Annotated in this window: 17 protein-coding genes; 7 read left to right on the top strand and 10 right to left on the bottom strand. The window is 47.4% G+C overall.

From position 1 onward, the window contains the following. A complete protein-coding gene (locus tag R7E42_RS03370; protein WP_017819813.1) occupies positions 1-393 on the top strand; it encodes a ribosome recycling factor family protein in 393 nt (130 codons plus the stop codon). 77 nt (positions 394-470) lie between these two features. Continuing rightward, the gene (locus tag R7E42_RS03365; protein WP_031781094.1) at positions 471-1,085 is read left to right on the top strand and encodes a LysE family translocator; all 615 of its coding nucleotides are present in this window, start codon (positions 471-473) and stop codon (positions 1,083-1,085) included. Between the two features lie 93 nt (positions 1,086-1,178). Here R7E42_RS03365 and R7E42_RS03360 read toward each other — a convergent pair whose 3' ends face one another. From R7E42_RS03360 to doeA, 6 genes are all read right to left on the bottom strand, one after another. Then, positions 1,179-1,700, bottom strand: coding sequence for a DUF2058 domain-containing protein (locus tag R7E42_RS03360; RefSeq protein ID WP_017633576.1), 522 nt, complete (start codon positions 1,698-1,700; stop codon positions 1,179-1,181). Between the two features lie 172 nt (positions 1,701-1,872). Next, entirely contained in the window at positions 1,873-3,276 is a 1,404-nt protein-coding gene (locus R7E42_RS03355) for an aspartate aminotransferase family protein (protein ID WP_213871453.1), read from the bottom strand. A 41-nt stretch (positions 3,277-3,317) separates the two neighbouring features. Continuing rightward, the gene (locus R7E42_RS03350; RefSeq protein WP_017633578.1) at positions 3,318-4,838 is read right to left on the bottom strand and encodes an NAD-dependent succinate-semialdehyde dehydrogenase; all 1,521 of its coding nucleotides are present in this window, start codon (positions 4,836-4,838) and stop codon (positions 3,318-3,320) included. Between the two features lie 155 nt (positions 4,839-4,993). Beyond that, positions 4,994-5,473: an Lrp/AsnC family transcriptional regulator gene (locus R7E42_RS03345; protein ID WP_054576150.1), complete on the bottom strand. Its 480-nt coding sequence runs from the start codon at positions 5,471-5,473 to the stop codon at positions 4,994-4,996. Between the two features lie 124 nt (positions 5,474-5,597). Continuing rightward, the gene (doeB, locus tag R7E42_RS03340; protein WP_005373782.1) at positions 5,598-6,605 is read right to left on the bottom strand and encodes a N(2)-acetyl-L-2,4-diaminobutanoate deacetylase DoeB; all 1,008 of its coding nucleotides are present in this window, start codon (positions 6,603-6,605) and stop codon (positions 5,598-5,600) included. A gap of 54 nt (positions 6,606-6,659) precedes the next feature. Next, complete coding sequence (gene doeA / locus R7E42_RS03335; protein WP_005373780.1) at positions 6,660-7,847, bottom strand: ectoine hydrolase DoeA; 1,188 nt, start codon at positions 7,845-7,847, stop codon at positions 6,660-6,662. Positions 7,848-8,118: 271 nt separating this feature from the next. Between doeA and R7E42_RS03330 the strand changes: the two genes are divergently transcribed. After that, the gene (locus tag R7E42_RS03330; protein ID WP_149192147.1) at positions 8,119-9,552 is read left to right on the top strand and encodes a PLP-dependent aminotransferase family protein; all 1,434 of its coding nucleotides are present in this window, start codon (positions 8,119-8,121) and stop codon (positions 9,550-9,552) included. A 20-nt stretch (positions 9,553-9,572) separates the two neighbouring features. Here R7E42_RS03330 and R7E42_RS03325 read toward each other — a convergent pair whose 3' ends face one another. After that, complete coding sequence (locus R7E42_RS03325; protein ID WP_318072344.1) at positions 9,573-10,595, bottom strand: helix-turn-helix domain-containing protein; 1,023 nt, start codon at positions 10,593-10,595, stop codon at positions 9,573-9,575. 131 nt (positions 10,596-10,726) lie between these two features. Here R7E42_RS03325 and R7E42_RS03320 point away from each other — a divergent pair, with 131 nt between their 5' ends. From R7E42_RS03320 to R7E42_RS03310, 3 genes are read left to right on the top strand one after another with little or no spacing between them, the layout of a single operon-like run. After that, positions 10,727-11,488, top strand: coding sequence for an SDR family NAD(P)-dependent oxidoreductase (locus R7E42_RS03320; RefSeq protein WP_053304589.1), 762 nt, complete (start codon positions 10,727-10,729; stop codon positions 11,486-11,488). Between the two features lie 40 nt (positions 11,489-11,528). After that, a complete protein-coding gene (locus tag R7E42_RS03315; protein WP_318072343.1) occupies positions 11,529-12,041 on the top strand; it encodes a 2,4'-dihydroxyacetophenone dioxygenase family protein in 513 nt (170 codons plus the stop codon). 4 nt (positions 12,042-12,045) lie between these two features. Next, on the top strand, positions 12,046-13,104 hold the full coding sequence (locus R7E42_RS03310) for a zinc-binding dehydrogenase (RefSeq protein ID WP_318072342.1): 1,059 nt from the start codon (positions 12,046-12,048) through the stop codon (positions 13,102-13,104). An 83-nt stretch (positions 13,105-13,187) separates the two neighbouring features. Here R7E42_RS03310 and R7E42_RS03305 read toward each other — a convergent pair whose 3' ends face one another. Beyond that, positions 13,188-14,312: an alkene reductase gene (locus R7E42_RS03305; RefSeq protein WP_318072341.1), complete on the bottom strand. Its 1,125-nt coding sequence runs from the start codon at positions 14,310-14,312 to the stop codon at positions 13,188-13,190. Between the two features lie 10 nt (positions 14,313-14,322). After that, on the bottom strand, positions 14,323-14,952 hold the full coding sequence (gene grxB, locus R7E42_RS03300; RefSeq protein WP_318072340.1) for a glutaredoxin 2: 630 nt from the start codon (positions 14,950-14,952) through the stop codon (positions 14,323-14,325). Positions 14,953-15,151: 199 nt separating this feature from the next. Here grxB and R7E42_RS03295 point away from each other — a divergent pair, with 199 nt between their 5' ends. After that, a complete protein-coding gene (locus tag R7E42_RS03295; RefSeq protein WP_318072339.1) occupies positions 15,152-16,087 on the top strand; it encodes a LysR family transcriptional regulator in 936 nt (311 codons plus the stop codon). Here R7E42_RS03295 and R7E42_RS03290 read toward each other — a convergent pair. Then, entirely contained in the window at positions 16,040-16,951 is a 912-nt protein-coding gene (locus R7E42_RS03290) for a LysR family transcriptional regulator (protein WP_053307204.1), read from the bottom strand. The genes R7E42_RS03295 and R7E42_RS03290 overlap by 48 nt on opposite strands. Positions 16,952-17,028: the final 77 nt, after the last annotated feature.

Genomic DNA, 17,028 nt, shown 5'->3' with positions numbered 1-17,028 from the left:
ATGAAAGAGACGAAGATTACGATTTCGCTCCCATCCTTGATTCACCGTATTGGGGGCGACCATGCCAAGCGAGCGAAAACACTCGCAGCAGAAAAACAGTGCGATCTTAAGCGAATTAGACGATCTCGTCACTGGCAAATCTCGGGCGAGGCTTTGGATGTAAAAGCGTTTTTAGAGCATCTCAAAAACGAAGAAGCAGAGACGATGCGATTTGCGATCAACAAAATCGAACAAGCTCTACTTGCTCACCAAGACAAATTGGAACCTTTGGACGTGAAGTTGATACGTTTGGTGAGACAAAACCCAAACATCACCTTAGCGGAGCTGATGGCTGAAACGAACTGCACGTTAGTTCAAGCTCGCACGGCACGATTTGATGCTGAGTTGCTTTAAGATCGGTTTGTGGTTTACTCACTTTATTAACAGATGTTAGGGTACCGATCAAAATCACTCACTAAGACCATTTTATTATGGATATTTGGCAGCTTCTCCTTTTTATTCCTGCTTGCTTTGCTCTAAATATGGCTCCAGGCCCAAACAATTTATTGGCAATGAATAATGCTCGTTGTTACGGCTTTAGGGCCGCGTTTACGGCCAGTTTAGGCAGAATTGCTGCTTTTTCAGCGATGATTGCGTTGTCTGCATCAGGTCTGGCTGTGATTTTGTATACGTCGGAAATGCTATTTTTGGCAATAAAGCTGGTAGGGGCGCTGTATCTACTGTGGATTGCGTTTAACCTTTGGCGCTCAGAGTCCAGCCCGATCTCTGACTTAGACAATTCGCGCAACTACGCAGGACTTGCGAAGCAAGAATTTACGCTTGCTGCTGGCAACCCGAAAGCGATTCTTATTTTTACTGCATTCTTGCCGCAATTTGTTGATGCCAGTGCCAACGTTCAAGAGCAGTTTTTTGCCCTTGGCTCGACGTTTTTGATATTAGAAATGGTCGCCATTTCAATTTATGCCATCTTTGGTTTGTACTTGAGACACTGGTTTTCAAATCCAAAAATGGCGAAACGTTTCAATCGCGGATGTTCGTTGTTTTTAGCCGCATCAGGGGCGAATTTGCTACTAAGTAAGCAATAACAACACATCATCTCTGTAGATTATTTTTCTATAAAAAAAGCCGCTGATGTTACATCAGCGGCTCTTTTCGTTAATGCATCGATTAATTTATTGTTACCACATCAAATCGTCAGGCACGACGAAATCTGCGTATGGATCGTCTTCTGCTGGAATGTCCGATTCAGGTTCTTTTTGTTCGATGATGACGGACTCATCACGTTGAGCAATTTTATTCGCTACTCCACGTGGAATGACAACATAGCTTTCACCAACAATTGCGATTGCCAAAATACCTTTGATCAACTGCTCGCGGATAAGTGAATCTACATAAAGTGATTTCACTAGCGTACCGTGAGTGAAGTTGTATTTGATGTCGCCATCTTTTAAGTCGATCTTGTTCATCTCAATCAATTGATTGATCTGCGCTTTGATCTCTTTATTTAATCGCTCAGCATTTTGTTGCTCGCTCAATTGTTTATCACGCTCTAACTGTTGGCGTTTATTCTCTTCAACCGCCGCTTTTACTTCGCGTGCTTGAACGCGTGATTTTTTAGAGCCTTTCTTCGCTTTCTTTAGTTTCTTTTCATTAACTAAGCCAGCTTTCAGCATTTGTTCTTGAAGGGTAAGTTTTGCCATGTTTTATCCAGTTAGTGCGCAATTTTGGGCATTTTACCCACTATTGCCACTTGTAGTAAATAATAGTGCTTTCTATGGGTCTAAAATGTTTGGTTGGCTTGTTATCTCTTTAATGGAAAGTGCAAAGCGGGCCTTCTCCAAAGCCCGCGAGCATTACTGAAATCTAGGTGGGTTATGGCTGCCACTGTTTAGATGTGACGAGGTTATCCATCACTTTGTTTACCGCTTGATGCGCTTTGTCGACAATGGTGTCTATATCGTTGCGATTCGCGATAAGCGGTGGAGCAAAACCGAGGATGTCACCATGTGGCATAGCGCGAGCGATTAAGCCTTGCTCTAAACAGGCCGCCGCGATTTGCGGGCCTACTTTCAAGTTTGGATCAAAGTGTGCTCGGCGAAGCTTGTCTGAAGAAAACTCCAACGCATGCAACAAGCCAACGCCACGAGTATCACCGACTAATGGATGATCGTTAAACGTCTCTGCCATACGTTGCTGCAAGTAAGCGCCGACTTCGGCCGCGTTTTGCACTAAGCCTTCACGTTCAATGATATCGAGGTTGCAGTTCGCAGCTGCCGCTCCCATTGGGTGACCAGAGTAGGTATAACCGTGTCCGATAGCGCCCCATTGGTCGGTGCCGTTTTCTAGCACACTCCAAACTCGTTCACCGACGATCACGCCAGACAGCGGTTGATACGCTGAGGTTAACCCTTTCGCTACCGTGATGAGATCTGGTTTCATGTCGTAGTGGAGTGAGCCAAAATCGGAGCCGAGGCGACCAAAGCCACACACCACTTCATCCGCAATCAAGAGTACATCGTATTTGTCGAGTACTTTGCGAATCGCCTGCCAGTACCCTGCTGGTGGTGGCACAATACCGCCAGTACCGAGCACTGGTTCTGCAATCATTGCTGCTACCGTTTCTGGGCCTTCTTCCAAGATCATCGCTTCGAGTTGATCTGCGCAATATTGAGAGAATTCGAGCTCAGACATACTCTCGTCTTCACGGCGATAATAATATGGCGCGATGGTGTGTTTGATGCGCTCAAGTGGTAAATCAAAATGGGCGTGGAACAGCGGCAAACCTGTCATTGAACCGGACGCGATACTTGAACCATGGTAGCCGCGGTCACGCGAAATGATTTTTTTCTTCTCTGGTAGACCACGAGCATTGTTGTAATACCACACCAACTTAAGTTGAGTTTCGTTCGCGTCGCTGCCTGACATGCCGTAGTAAACTCTGCTCATGCCTTCAGGCGCCATTTTGATGATGCGATCTGACAGTGTCACGAGCGCTTCGTTCGTATGACCGACGTACGTGTGGTAGTACGCCAGTTCTTTGGCTTGCTCATAAATCGCATCGGCCATTTCGGTCCTGCCATAGCCAATGTTTACACAATACAACCCGGCAAAGCCGTCTATCAGCTCGATGCCTTCTGAATCGGTGATGCGTATTCCGCTTCCGCTCGAGATAATTCTTCCCGGAAGCTCCCCGGCCGCATACTGCTTTAGGTGGGTTGAGGCATGAAATACTCTCTGACGATCGATCTCTAAAAGTTGTTGGGTTTTGTTACTCATGATCCTTCTCCTCGAATAATTGGATATCCATATTTCGTGTCTCAACTGCCACTGACGGTTGGTAAAGCGCCTAAGCAGCAGTATTTGATTTCGCTGTATTCTTCAAATCCGTGACGGCTTCCTTCTCGTCCAAGACCAGACTGTTTCACGCCGCCGAATGGGATAGGGTGCCCTGTCATTTTGACGGAGTTCACGCTCACCATGCCAAACTCCAAACCGCGCATGCAGTGCCAAATTTGGTGGATATCGTGACCATAAACATAGGCAGCTAAGCCGTATTCAGTGTCGTTGCTCATTTCAATCACGGTATCTAAGTCTTGGTAAGGCAATACGCCTGCCACAGGACAAAAATTCTCTTCGCGATACACCGCCATTTCAGGGGTTACATCGGCTAGCAATGTCGGCGCGAAGAAGTTTTCGCCTGGTACGGGCTGGTGGTATCCCGCTACCAATCGCGCGCCTTTGTCGAGCGCGTCACGCACCAAATCATGCGCTTTATCCACCGCAGTGCGATTAATAAGTGGTCCCATGGTGGTTTTTTCGTCTAAGCCATTGCCCAAAACGATGTGGCTCATTTCTTTGGCAAACGCTTCCAAAAACGCTTCGTACTTATCGTCAGGGACGAAAATACGGTTTGCGGCCAAGCAGTCTTGTCCTGCGGTTTGAAACTTCGCATCCACGGCGGCTTTGGCTGCTTGCTCGACATCCATATCTGGCAGCACGATGAAAGGGGCGTTACCACCTAGCTCCATACTGCACTTCTTCACGGTTTGTGCCGCGTCGCGTAGCAATAGTTTGCCTACTCGAGTTGAGCCTGTGAACGAGAGCGCTTTGACTTTATCGGAGTGACACAAGGTTTGTGACACCATCACCGCATCGCCAGTGATCACGTTAAATACACCAGGTGGAAAGCCAGCTCGGTCTGCTAACTCTGCCAACGCTAACGCAGAAAAAGGCGTTTCACTGGCGGGCTTAATGAGCACCGGACAGCCTATTGCTAGTGCGGCTGCGGCTTTGCGTGTGATCATGGCATTAGGAAAGTTCCATGGCGTAATCAGTGCTGCGACACCAATTGGCTCGCGCACCGTTGATAGCTGCGCATTCGGAATATGACTTGGGATGGTTTCGCCATAACAGCGGCGTGATTCTTCGGCAAACCAACGAACAAAGGATGCGCCGTAGTCAATCTCACCTACAGCATCACCTAGTATTTTTCCTTGCTCCATCACCATCAAATGAGCAAGATCTTGCTTTGATTCTAGAATCAGGTCGTGCCAACGCATGAGAATTTCAGCGCGCTCTTCTGCTTGCATTTTTCGCCATTGACGAAAGGCTTGGTCGGCTTCATCAATCGCTTGATAGAGTTGTTGCTGAGAAAGCTTAGTGATGTAACCGATGACCGTGCCATCTGCTGGATTATCCACCGGATGAAATTGATCACCACTTACCCATTTGCCATTTACGTACGCTAAACCTCTCACCAAACGTACGTCTTTCATTATCGCCATCATGTCGTGCGAGGCTTTTAATTCCTCTGCATGTAAGCTGTGCAGTGCTGTCATGAGTCCTTCTCCCAGCATCGTTGTCCATAATGAAACTGTAATGGAGAAGTGACCGAAATAATTTCTGATACCGAGGTTTAAAACGTCAGAACTTTCTTTTTAGTGCCGTTAAATATGGTGTTTTTTCTGTTCACGTCTGATGCGCATTTTCCCTTTTATAACAAAGCGTTTTGGTTTACTTCGAATGTGCCCGCATCACGTTTGATTGTTTTTGTCACAATGTAAGTAAAGTAGCGCTCAATGCCCACATCTGAGTCTAACCAGTTGTCGATAAGCCGCTGATATTGGTCGATATCTTCTGACTGAATTTTAAGGATGTAATCGACACCACCGCCCGTGGCATAGCAATCAGTGACTTCTGGTGAATGTTGAACCAGTTGCTCGAAGCGTTTGAACGCTTGGGCGTTGTGTTCTTTGAGCGTAACTTCAACCATAACCGACGTTCGTTTGAACAAAATATCGGTATTTACTCTTGCTCCGTAGCCTTCAATGATGCCTGCTTCTTCCAGTTTTTTGACGCGCTCCCAGCAAGGGCTCACGGATAGGTTGATGGCCTCGGCAAGGTGAGATTTGGTGATACGACCATTATCATGAAGTATTTGTAGAATTTTTACGTCGTAGCGATCGAGGCGCATAATGAGTCTCCCTGTAGAATACTAATCATTTCATGAAAGGCTGATGACTGGTCGCTGTTATAAGGTGCTTTCCAGTTTGCTTCTGGTATGCCATTTGTTTTGATTTCTTTAGTTGGCTTTTCAATCAGCCTATCTCGCCGCAGTCTTCGGCTATAACTGCGATAGTGTCACCGATATTCACCATAGCAGGAAAACGACGCGCCGCGAAAATACCATTGCGCTGTGACTTGTACTCAACGGGGGCGGTACCTGTGCGCTCGGTCGAGAAGATTCTCACTAATACATCGCCCTTTTTGACGGTATCGCCAAGATCAAATAAGTATTCTGTGATGCCGTGGTGCTGGCTTTGCACATAACAACTTGCATCAGGCATATCTAATAACTTAGTTGGTTGGGTTGGTTGTTCGTAGTCACCGGGCAAGTTGCCTGAGAAGCGTAAGAAGTTGCGAATGCCACGGTCGGAATAAGCGATGGTTTCTGGAGTGCTGGTTCCGCCTCCTCTTAGTTCGGTGGTAACAAAGATTTTTCCCTGAGACTCCACGGCAGTGTCATACAGGCTGGTGGCGTCCATTTCGAGCAAGATCATGGTGTAAGGTGCGCCAAACAGTTTTGCACCTAATATGCAGGCTTCTTCTTGATCGAGATTGTCGAGACGATGGGCAGCGGCGAACGGCACGATATCTAACGTTTTACCACCTGAGTGAATGTCTAACGCAAAATCGCACTTAGGAACTAGGTAACGAGTAAAATAATCCGCAATTTTCTCGGTCACTGTGCCTATGGGGTTGCCGGGAAAGCTGCGATTTAAATTCCCTTTATCGATAAACGACGTACGTGAGGCATTTTGTACCGCAGGTAAGTTCATCATGGGTACAATAATGACACGACCTTGGATTTGATCTGCCTGAAGCGAGTTCGTCAATTTTAGCAGGCTGGTGATGCCTTCGTATTCGTCTCCGTGATTACCGCCAGTAAGCAGTGCGGTTGGTCCGTGACCATTTTTGATCACGGTGATAGGTATCATAATACTGCCCCAAGCGGAGTCGTCATGTGAATAGGGCAGCGTTAAAAAGCCGTGCTGTACACCTTCTCGGTCAAAGTCTATGGTGGCTGTGATCGAGCTTTTTTGCATATCAAGTCCTTTTAGTTCTCAGACCTGGCTCAACAGAGCTTAAGGTTTGAAAAATTAGTGTTTAACAAATAAGTGGCGTGGAAAGTCACACAGCGTTTTTGCTCCATCATGGGTAATGACGATACTTTCCGTTGTTTCTAACCCCCAATCTTTGAACCACAGCCCCGGCATAAAATGGAATGTCATACCTTCTCTCAAGATGGTTTTATCGGTGTCTCGCAAACTCATGGTTCGTTCCCCCCAATCTGGCGGGTAGCTCAAACCTATTGGATAGCCACAACGGGCGCCTTCGCGTGAGAATCCCGCTTTATCGAGAACCTGGTTTAGTGCATTGGCGATGTCGGCGCAGGTATTTCCGGGCTTTGCCACTTTCAAGCCCGCTTCAAGTCCTAGAGTTAGGGCTTCGTCGGCTCGTTTAAACTTGTCGTCAGGCTCGCCAAGAAAAATAGTGCGAGAGAGTGGGCAATGGTAACGGCGGTGCGCCCCTGCGATTTCAAAAAACGTCCCTTCGCCTTTCTTGAAGGGTCTGTCATCCCAAGTCAGGTGAGGTGCGGAAGCATCAGAACCTGATGGCAAAAGCGGCACAATCGCGGTGTAATCGCCAAAGTGGTCTTCATGCCCGAGCACGGCTTGGCGGTTAATCTCGGCAACAAGGTGGTGTTTCGGTAATCCTGGTTCAATCATGTCGAACGCGACACGGTGCATATTTTCAACAATGCGAGCGGCACGGTACATGTACGCCAGTTCTTGATCGGATTTAACGGCGCGGCACCAGTTGACTAGTCCAGTTGCATCGAGAAGTTGAGCATTCGGTAGGTGCGTGGTGAGTGATTCGTAAGCGGTGGCGCTAAAGTAATAGTTATCTTTTTCTACACCGATGCGACCACGATCCCAAAGGCGCGGAGCCAGTACGGCTTCGACCAGGAAATCCATCGGGTGTAGCGGCGGATTCATTACATAATGGTCTGGATAGTAGGTGATGTTTTCTGCCGACATATACGCAGTCCTGTATGCTCCGTTGGCATCTTGGCAGCGTCCAAACCAAACTGGCTCATCAGATGGACCAACAACGACACATTGTGGCACGTAAAAAGACCACCCATCATAGCCTGTCAGCCACGCCATGTTAGAAGGGTCATGAATGATAAGGACATCCAATTCTCTTTCTTCCATCGATTGCCGAACTTTCGTTAACCGATCCTGGAACTCATCCAGTGTAAAATGCAAAGCAACGCCTCTCATATTTTCTCCTTGTTAGAAATCCGACGCCTTATGGGCCTTCGGAGACGCTGAGGTATTTCTACCTTCTACCAGCTAGCCAGATCTGCGTTAAAAATGATTGCAATTTACCTCTGGGGTTGTATTTGGATTGAACGATGCTGTTTAACATGTTTGTTTAACCCATACATTTCATGTCAATCATTACAATTGTGGTTTATTTTTGTGCATTTCACCTCGTTTTGTGAGTTAAAGTTCGCCATTTGTTAAATGGAAGTTACAATGAGCGTTAAAAATGAATCAATTAAAATATTGTGTCATGACAATTTCTTTGAACCCGATCATTCGGCCAGGCACCGCTAAATACATCTCCATTGGTAACTATCTTGTCGAATGTGTCCGCAGTGGTTATCTAAAACCGGGAACTCGATTACCCACACATCGTGAGTTTGCAGAGCAAATTGGCGTCAGCGTACAAACGGTGAGCCATGCATATGGTTATGCAGAGAAAAAAGGGGCGATCGAGTCTTGGGTTGGGAATGGTACTTTTGTCAAATCAGGTTTTGTGGATGAAAGTACGGACACGGAGTTCATGCTGACACAAGAGATGAAAGAAACGCCGGATGAAATTGATATGTCGATTGCACATCCAGTGGTGACCGATCGCCACATTACGCTTTTTAATCAGGCGTTAATGGAGATTGCTGGGCAAACAAACAATCGTGGTTTGATCAGTAAAGCAAAGCCGGTAACAGGTCAGCCTCATCATATTGAGTCAGGAGTACGATTTCTAAGTAGCCAAGGGCTGGATGTGGGGGCCGATCAAATATTACTCACAAATGGTGCATGCCATGGTTTAACGTTGGCTTTAAGCACAGTTGTTGAACACGGTGATTTAGTTGCTTGTGGTCACTTGGTTGATCATGGCTTGATCTCTCGCTCGAGAATGCTTGGATTTAAGTTGCAACCACTTGAAATGGATGAGTTTGGTATAACGCCGGATGCATTTGAATGGGCATGTAAACACAAACCAATCAAGGTATTGTGTTGCACACCGAGCATGGCTAACCCGACTAGTGCGCATATGGATGTTGAACGCCGAGAGGCGATAGCGAATATTGCGCAGCAATACGACATCTATGTAATTGAAGATGACGTGTATGGAGCACTAGAACCTAACCGTGTCCCACCCCTTGCCACATTGTTACCCGAACAAGCTTTCTATGTCACCAGTTTAACCAAAGTTGTAGCGCCAGGCATGCGCACTGGCTATCTGACGGTCCCACGTCATTTTTTGCAGCACGCGATTGGTCGTTTAGCGGCAACGAGTTGGTCTGCGACTCCATTACCATTTGAAGTTGCTCATTTGTGGATCGAAAACGGTACGTTAAATCGACTTATTCGCTTTCAAGTCAATGAGTTTGCCAAGCGACAGCGAATAGCAAAAGCCGCTTTAGAAGGGCATGTTTATAGCTCGCACCCGAATGGACAGCACATTTGGTTGAGACTACCCGAGCAGTGGAATAGCGATGATCTGGTTGCTTCGGCTAAGCGTTCAGGGGTGCAGATCACTGGATATAAACCGTTTGTTCTCGATACTAATCAGCCAATGCCTTACGTGCGAATCAGCTTGGGAGCAGAAACAAACCGAGGCTACATCAAACACGGGTTATCTGTGATTGCTGAAATTCTCGATACCAACCCTCCCACCTCACACTTTTTGGTTTGAACGATAGGTTATTTATGCTTTTAACTGATGGGCTTAAACGTTTGTAACTGAGTTTTTTCTTGTCGCCATTGCCTTGGCGATTTTCCCGTCCAGCGACGAAAGTGGCGGCTGAAGACCGCAGTTTCTGCATAGCCCAGTTGCAACGCGATATCGGTAATACTCTGAATATTCTCATGCAATCGCTGTTCGGCGAAATCCTGACGCACTTGTTGTAAAAGCTGCCGATAATTTGTGCCCTGTTGTTTCAGCTTGTTTTGCAGCATTCTCGGATGCAGGTCCAACGCTCTTGCAACGCGCTCAACGCTGCATTCTCCGGTTGAGAGCAGACGGCCAATCATGTTTGCTGCTTGGTCACTGAGATTGTTGGGGTAACGGGTTTGCAGCTCTTTGAGGTGCTGTTGAAAATGGCGCTCTAGTGCGTCTTCATCTTGGTGGTTCTTAGCGTTAAGCAGAGTCGCTTTAAGTAGGATACCGTCAAACTTATCACCGAAACGCAGTTTGTTCTGCTGGGCAAACTTGCTTTTTTCTACTTCCAATGTTGCGTGTTGAGTCAAATGTAGCGCGAAGTGACTTGCTTCAATATCAAGTAAGCTCGCAACAAACATCGCCAGATGCGACACACTGAGCTGCATCAACTGCGCGATACCTCGTTCGCTGTGCACATCAATATTGAGCGACAACCGTACCCAATCATCTTGTGGCGTCATGTTGAGAGTTACCCCTGACGAATGTAGATAGAGAAAATCATTCACCCGCGCCAAGGCAGCACCAACCGTTTCCGCGCGAGAAACCAGCATTGGTAAGTCCCCCAAGCTTTGTAGGTTTTGACGCTCAGCGAGTAACGCACCAAACAACGGTTGCTGACAACGAGCAGCCGCTTCTTCCAGTAATTCAGCCAACCTAGGGTAGGCGAGATAGGTATCGGGATCGCGAAACTGCGCGGCAGACAGGCCAACAGCGGCCATTATCTCTTGCGGATTCTGACCTAATTCTGAAACCAAGCTATCAAATTTATCAGCAGCGCCACTTCGTACGATATACATGTCTCGATTTTAAAATGTTAACAGGTTGTAAATCGCAATATATCAAATTTACTTCGTAAAAGGTCAAGTGAGTGCCAGTGAGTTGATCTAAGTTACATTTCGATAACAACAACGCATGGATGAGAAGCTGTATGGAACTTATCAATAAAACTGCCATCGTGACTGGCGCTGCGGGTGGAATTGGGCAAGCTATTATTGCAAAGCTAAGAGAGCAAGGAGCCAAAGTGCTTGCTGTCGATATTTCAGAGCAATCACTGCAAATGTACGCAAGTTTTGCCCCTAAGCAGTTGGAAACCTTTGTTGCGGACGTTACCGATTACCAACAAGTCGAAGCCATGGTGAAGTACGCGGTCGAACTATTTGGCTCACTTGACATCATGGTCAACAACGCGGGCATCGGTGCACCGAAACCTCTGCTTGACCACGACCCAATTGCCGATTTTGAGCCGATCTCTAAGGTCAACCAAAATGGCGTCTACTACGGCATTCTTGCCTCTGGAAGACAATTCCAAGCGCAAGGCACGCCGGGCGTGATCCTCAATACTTCTTCTGTTTACGCACGAATGGCGTCTGAGATGACCTTTACCTACAACGTCAGTAAAGCCGCAGTCGATATGATGACCAAATGCGCCGCATTAGAACTCGCACCATTGGGTATTCGTGTTTGCGCTGTCGCTCCGGGACGCGTTGATACTCCGATGTTAAGGCAATACGAAGAGATTGGCCTGTGGGACCACATCCGCAAAGAACAGATGCGTCAAAACTTCACACAACCAGAAGAGATTGCTGATGTGGTGGCGTTTCTGGTCAGCGAGAAAGCCAACTGTATCAACGGTTGTACCATCAGCGCATCTGACGGTTTCGAGAATTTTAAGTACCCACTTATGGGATAGGCGAGTACGCCACATTACAGCAATAGCGAGGATGTAAGTTATGTCATTACCAGAAGTTATTCAGCACCAAGATTTCTTATTAACTCTTAATACCAATGAAGAGTCGATCATCAAAGACGCATTACCGGGTGTGGATGTTTATCCCCTGTTTCTTGATCCAGAAAACGGGACTTGGGTGATTCGCGCCAAGTTCAAACCGGGCGTGACTTTACCTAAGCACTTCCACACTGGTGTGGTGCATTTCTATACACTGAGTGGCGCTTGGCACTACATTGAATACCCAAAACAAGTCCAAACCGCTGGTAGTTATTTGTATGAGCCAGGTGGTTCGATTCATACCTTTCACTGTCCAGAAGAGTCGGGTGGTGCTGATGGCTTTATGGTGATCCAAGGTGCGAACATTAACTTTGACGAAGAGGGTAACTTCATCAACATTATGGATGCAGGTTGGATTGAGCAAGTGGTGGTTGCCGCTGCCAAAGCACAAGGCTTCACTGCGCGCTACATCAAACCGGGTGCGATTGCTGGCCTAAGCGATGAGCTAGCGGAGTAACCCCATGCAACAGATGAACAGTATCATAATGCAGGATGGTAGTGTCCGCCTGAAGCAAGTCGCAATCCCTCAACCTGCAGCGGGACAAGTGTTGGTTCGTAGTCTAGCTTGTGGCATTTGTGGCTCCGACCTTCACATTACTCGACACGCGGATGAGGTATTTGATGTATTCCACCAGCTCGGGTTGATGCCTGATGAAGCCGGTGAGCACGCTCAAGTGATGTTGGGGCATGAGTTCTGTGCGGAAATTATCGAATACGGTGCCGATACGCAGCAAACGTTGTCCGTTGGTAGCCGAGTCACCTCAGTGCCGATGTTGCTCAGCCAAAATGGCGCGGGCGTTGGTGTTACTCCGGGTACTTATGGCGCTTACTCTGAGTACTTCCTGCTTGATGAAGCGTTATTGCTACCTGTGCCAGACGGAATGCCGTCTGAGGCGGCGGCATTAACCGAACCACTAGCGGTCGGTTTGCACGCGGTCAACCGCAGTGAAATCGAAACGGAAGAAACAGCGCTGGTTGTCGGTTGCGGCCCTATAGGGCTGGCGGTGATTGCTGCACTGAAACAACGTGGCGTCAGCAATATTCTTGCGGTCGATCTTCAGGAAGAAAAGCTGCAACTTGCCAGCGAGTTTGGCGCAAATCGATTGATCAACCCGACCAAGGAAGAGGAGATCGCCGTCGGGGCACAGTACGCGATGAATTCACGCCTGGTCATTTATGAGTGTGTTGGCAAGCATACCTTGATTGACGATTTTCTGCGCCGCGCTCCTGCCCGAGCGCGAATCGTCATCTCGGGTATCCATACGACACCCGCAATCATTAACTACGCGTACGCGACGGTAAAAGAGCTCGACTTGAGATTCTCTTACTACTATCAACCGCACGAGTTTGAGCAATGCCTACAAGCGATTGCCGAACATAAGTTGCCTTGGCAGAAAATGCTCACTGCCAAAGTAGGGATCGATGGTGTGGAAGATGCGTTTAGACAGTTAATGACTCCCAATGACCACATCAAAGTGGTTATCGAACCTTGGCGCAGCGGCGCGTTAGAAGTGATTTAACTCTTAGCCAGATTAAGCTAGCTAAAACCAATTTTAGTTTGGTGACAGCCCCAACCGTAGCAGCTAGGTTGGGGCTTTTTTTGTTAGGCCTGTTCTGCGCATTCCTGTTGCAGAGCAGGGTAATCGGTGTAGCCTCGTTCGTTTCCGCCAAACAACGTTGAGCCATCGAGTTCTGCCAACGGATGGTGATGTTGCAAGCGAGAGACTAAGTCTGGGTTTGCTACGAATGGCCGTCCGAATGCGACAAGATCCGCGTAGCCTTTCTCTAATACTTCGTTTGCTCGTTGAGGATCGTAGCGACCTGCGACAATGATAGCGTTGCGAAAGCGCTTTCTAAGTTCGATTCGGAACGTCTCTGGAATCGTTGGTGCATCGGCCCAATCGGCCTCGGACAAGTGCAAGTAGGCAATGTCGCGCTCCTGTAGCTGTTTTGATGCCTCTAAGATCGTTGGCACGATATCTGGGCAGTCCATATCTTTAAACGTAATGAATGGTGCCAATCTCACTCCAACTCGATGCGCACCAACAGCGGCGATAACTGCATCCACTACTTCGATAAGAAAACGGATACGATTTTCTCGTGAACCGCCGTAGTTGTCTGTTCGATGGTTTGAATTGGTTCTTAAGAACTGGTCTATCAGATACCCATTCCCGCCGTGGATTTCTACACCATCAAAACCCGATTCAATAGCGCGTTTGGCTGCGTTCGCGAAATCACCGACAACTCGGTTGATGTCCGCTTGTGTCATGGCGCGTGGCTCAACACAATCGACCATATTGCCGTTGCCTTGTTCATCCGCAATCCAAACTTGCGTCTCTACCGGAGCGAGCGCAGATGGCGCGATAGGTTGTTCACCATTTTGGATTGTTGGGTGAGATACTCTGCCCACATGCCATAGCTGACAAAACATCACTGCGCCTTGTGATTTGACCGCTTGGGTCACACCTTGCCAGCCCGCCACTTGCGCATCGGTGTAAACGCCAGGTGTGAACGAATAGCCTTGAGAATCGTCCGAAATTTGTGTGGCTTCGGTAATGATCAGCCCGGCAGAAGCGCGCTGTTGATAATACGTTGCCATCATCTCATTCGGGATGTTGCCCGGCTGAGTGGTGCGTGCGCGGGTCATTGGTGCCATGACAATGCGGTTTTGTAGTGACAACGCTTTCAGTTGAGCTGGTTCAAACAGCTTATTTGTTCTTTGTTTCATGATGCGCTCCTTAGATAAGCACTGGCACGTTGGTCGCTTTACGAGCGGTTGCCATCCAGTGAAGTACGGCTGGATCCCATTGTACTTCGGGCGCACTGAAAAAGCCGCGTAGAATGGAAAACATAATGGCTTGATCAACCAGTGACGTTTGCTTTTCTGAACTTAGGTTGAGCAAGGGTTTGGTTTGTTCTATCAAAGCGGCGACTTCTTTCGCAATCGCAGGTGTATCGTTAATCAAGGCTTCAAAATTTAACGCTTCGGTTTCTTTTTTTGCACGCCATGCTTGTTTAGCTGTTTCTGTTGCAAATTCTGGTAACGTCATGTTTGACCAACGCGGATATCCGACTTTTTGTAGCGGTAAAAACGCTTGTTTTTGCCAGTCTAAAATCAGTGCTGAGGGTTGGCTGCTTTCATTGGAAGATGCCAATTCAAGGAAGTAGTTGATGATGTCTAAGCTTTCCGCCATGGCTTCACCATCGTCTTTGATCAAAAGAGGAACTTGTTTTGCGCCGATGATGTTTGTGGTGGTGCTCTCGTCGTCATAAGCAATGTTGATGACGTCGAGTTGAATATTCAGCATGCCTGCAACAAAACGGACGCGGGCGCTAAAGGGGCAATGTTCATAAATGTACAGTTTCATTTTTTGTTTCCTATCTCTTGGCTGGGCAGGGCGTGTTGTTGTGCGTTGAACAGCGTTACGGCGTTTAACTTTGCCCTGTCACATAATGTTCTGGGTCTAAACAATGTCGATAGGGTCAGTATATGGATTCGACTTAATTTGATAATTGGGTAATATCTGAATTGATTATTCAGTTTTTTCAAATAATAAGGGCGCGAAGATGGATAAGTTTTCGGATATGACGTTGTTTGTCAGCATCGTTCAACATCAAGGTCTGGCAGCGGCGGGAAGGGAGTTAGGTTTGTCTCCAGCGACGGTAACGGCAAGGCTGCAAGCGATAGAAGAACGCTATGGCGTAAAGCTGCTCAACCGAAGCACACGCCACGTATCACTCACGGACGCAGGGGCAATGTACCATCAAGCTTGTCTGAACATCATTGATAGCGTGAAAGAGACGGAAAACTTACTGCAAACGGGTATTTCGGAAGTGCGCGGAACGTTGAAAATTTCAGCTCCACGAGATATTGGCAAACAAATTATTTCGCCGATGGTGTCGGCTTTTTCTGAGCAATATCCGGATGTGACGCCTTATCTTTATCTTAATGACAATTTATCGAACTTGGCTGAATCGGGGCTCGATTTAGTGATTCGTTACGGTGAGTTAGCGGACAGTAATCTCATCTCGCGCAAGCTGGCATCGAGTCAACGTGTGCTGTGTGCGTCACCTGATTATTTGTCGAAGCAAGGTGTCCCAAACTGCCCACAAGATCTCGCGGATCATCGCTGCTTAGCGATGGTGCGCAGCAATGAAGAATTAAAAACGTGGCACTTTAAAGATGAAGAGTCTCACCAAACGATCACGGTCACGCCAAAGCGATTTTCTGATGATGGTGAAGTGATTCGACAATGGGCGTTGGACGGTGCGGGGATTGCATTGAAATCGATTTTAGATATTCAGCAAGACCTCAAAAAACAACGTTTAGTAACGGTTTTGGATGGGTATATGAAAAACTTCAGCGCCTTTTCGCAAGGCGCTGAAGCGGATCTACATGTCATTTATCAAAGCCGCCAATATCAACCGAAAAGAGTTCGCCTGTTTTTGGACTTTCTAGTTGAGCAATTTAGCGCGCTGAGTGATGCCAGCAATCAGATCTAGATGCGATTCAGAGGTTTCTCGGCGGTGGCGATAAATCCCGACGGTGCCAGGGTTTGGTTCGTTTTCCATGGTTAAGCATCGTAAGCCAAAGGATTCCAAATACGGTTTGAGGTGGCCGGTATAAGACATCACCGCGACGCTTTCTTTCAGTACATCAATACTGGCGAGCAGAGAATCCACTTCGTAAGTCGGTCTGTCATCCAGTTGCTGCCTTTCGCGTTCATTTTGCTTCGGGATTGGGTTATCGATGACGTGAGCGAATTTCTTCGCGTCATAAGTGACCGAAAGAGCGGGGTATTCGTGCAGCATATCTTCGGTGACGGTTTTCCCTAGAAGTGGGTGGTTTGGGGAAACAAAATAGGCATCAACCGTTTGAAATAGCGGAATAAACGTAACATCACATTTAGACGACAAGCCGACAATCTCGTGGCCGATGAAGAATTCAATCTGTTCGCTGATTAATGAATCCATCAAGCCTAAGTGGTTGCCAAATTCGACGTGCGTAGATGCCGATGGCTGCTTGCTCAGATGTTCATTGAGTGCTTTTTTGACGAACAGCGGCCACCACGCATCGCCAGTACCCATTTTAATTTTTCCGACTTGGTATTGTTTCCGTTCATCAATGCTTTGCATCATTTGGTTGTATTCATGCTGCATCGCGTTGCTATGGCGATAGAGGATGCGTCCGTATTCGGTCAATACCATGCCATTAGGGTGACGTTCAAACAGCGTCACGCCGAGATTCTCTTCCAGCTTCTTTAAATTGCTTGTTACCGTTGGCTGGCTTAAACCTGCCATTCTTGCCGCAGCACTGATGCTTTGGCAGCGTGCAACCAGTAAAAATTGCTGCAGAGATTTGTCCATTTTCTTTCCCCTCTAAGAACGAGGGGTATTTTGCACAATTTCATTTATAAATCACAAATCTGTAATCTCATTTGATT

Origin of the sequence: Vibrio sp. Vb1337 (genome assembly GCF_033338715.1) — a bacterium.
GTDB lineage: Bacteria > Pseudomonadota > Gammaproteobacteria > Enterobacterales > Vibrionaceae > Vibrio > Vibrio alginolyticus.
The sequence above is the reverse complement of the archived record's forward strand: the minus strand, read 5'-3'. Positions and strand labels throughout refer to the sequence as shown.

Bases quoted from the DNA above. Each gene is read 5' to 3' on its own strand.
- R7E42_RS03315 (WP_318072343.1), top strand. From the start codon at position 11,529: ATGTCATTACCAGAAGTTATTCAGCACCAAGATTTCTTATTAACTCTT.
- R7E42_RS03310 (WP_318072342.1), top strand. From the start codon at position 12,046: ATGCAACAGATGAACAGTATCATAATGCAGGATGGTAGTGTCCGCCTG.
- grxB (WP_318072340.1), bottom strand. From the start codon at position 14,952: ATGAAACTGTACATTTATGAACATTGCCCCTTTAGCGCCCGCGTCCGT.
- R7E42_RS03350 (WP_017633578.1), bottom strand. From the start codon at position 4,838: ATGACAGCACTGCACAGCTTACATGCAGAGGAATTAAAAGCCTCGCAC.
- R7E42_RS03320 (WP_053304589.1), top strand. From the start codon at position 10,727: ATGGAACTTATCAATAAAACTGCCATCGTGACTGGCGCTGCGGGTGGA.
- R7E42_RS03290 (WP_053307204.1), bottom strand. From the start codon at position 16,951: ATGGACAAATCTCTGCAGCAATTTTTACTGGTTGCACGCTGCCAAAGC.
- R7E42_RS03360 (WP_017633576.1), bottom strand. From the start codon at position 1,700: ATGGCAAAACTTACCCTTCAAGAACAAATGCTGAAAGCTGGCTTAGTT.
- R7E42_RS03325 (WP_318072344.1), bottom strand. From the start codon at position 10,595: ATGTATATCGTACGAAGTGGCGCTGCTGATAAATTTGATAGCTTGGTT.
- R7E42_RS03295 (WP_318072339.1), top strand. From the start codon at position 15,152: ATGGATAAGTTTTCGGATATGACGTTGTTTGTCAGCATCGTTCAACAT.
- R7E42_RS03305 (WP_318072341.1), bottom strand. From the start codon at position 14,312: ATGAAACAAAGAACAAATAAGCTGTTTGAACCAGCTCAACTGAAAGCG.
- doeB (WP_005373782.1), bottom strand. From the start codon at position 6,605: ATGCAAAAAAGCTCGATCACAGCCACCATAGACTTTGACCGAGAAGGT.
- R7E42_RS03355 (WP_213871453.1), bottom strand. From the start codon at position 3,276: ATGAGTAACAAAACCCAACAACTTTTAGAGATCGATCGTCAGAGAGTA.
- R7E42_RS03345 (WP_054576150.1), bottom strand. From the start codon at position 5,473: ATGCGCCTCGATCGCTACGACGTAAAAATTCTACAAATACTTCATGAT.
- R7E42_RS03370 (WP_017819813.1), top strand. From the start codon at position 1: ATGAAAGAGACGAAGATTACGATTTCGCTCCCATCCTTGATTCACCGT.
- R7E42_RS03330 (WP_149192147.1), top strand. From the start codon at position 8,119: ATGAATCAATTAAAATATTGTGTCATGACAATTTCTTTGAACCCGATC.
- doeA (WP_005373780.1), bottom strand. From the start codon at position 7,847: ATGAGAGGCGTTGCTTTGCATTTTACACTGGATGAGTTCCAGGATCGG.
- R7E42_RS03365 (WP_031781094.1), top strand. From the start codon at position 471: ATGGATATTTGGCAGCTTCTCCTTTTTATTCCTGCTTGCTTTGCTCTA.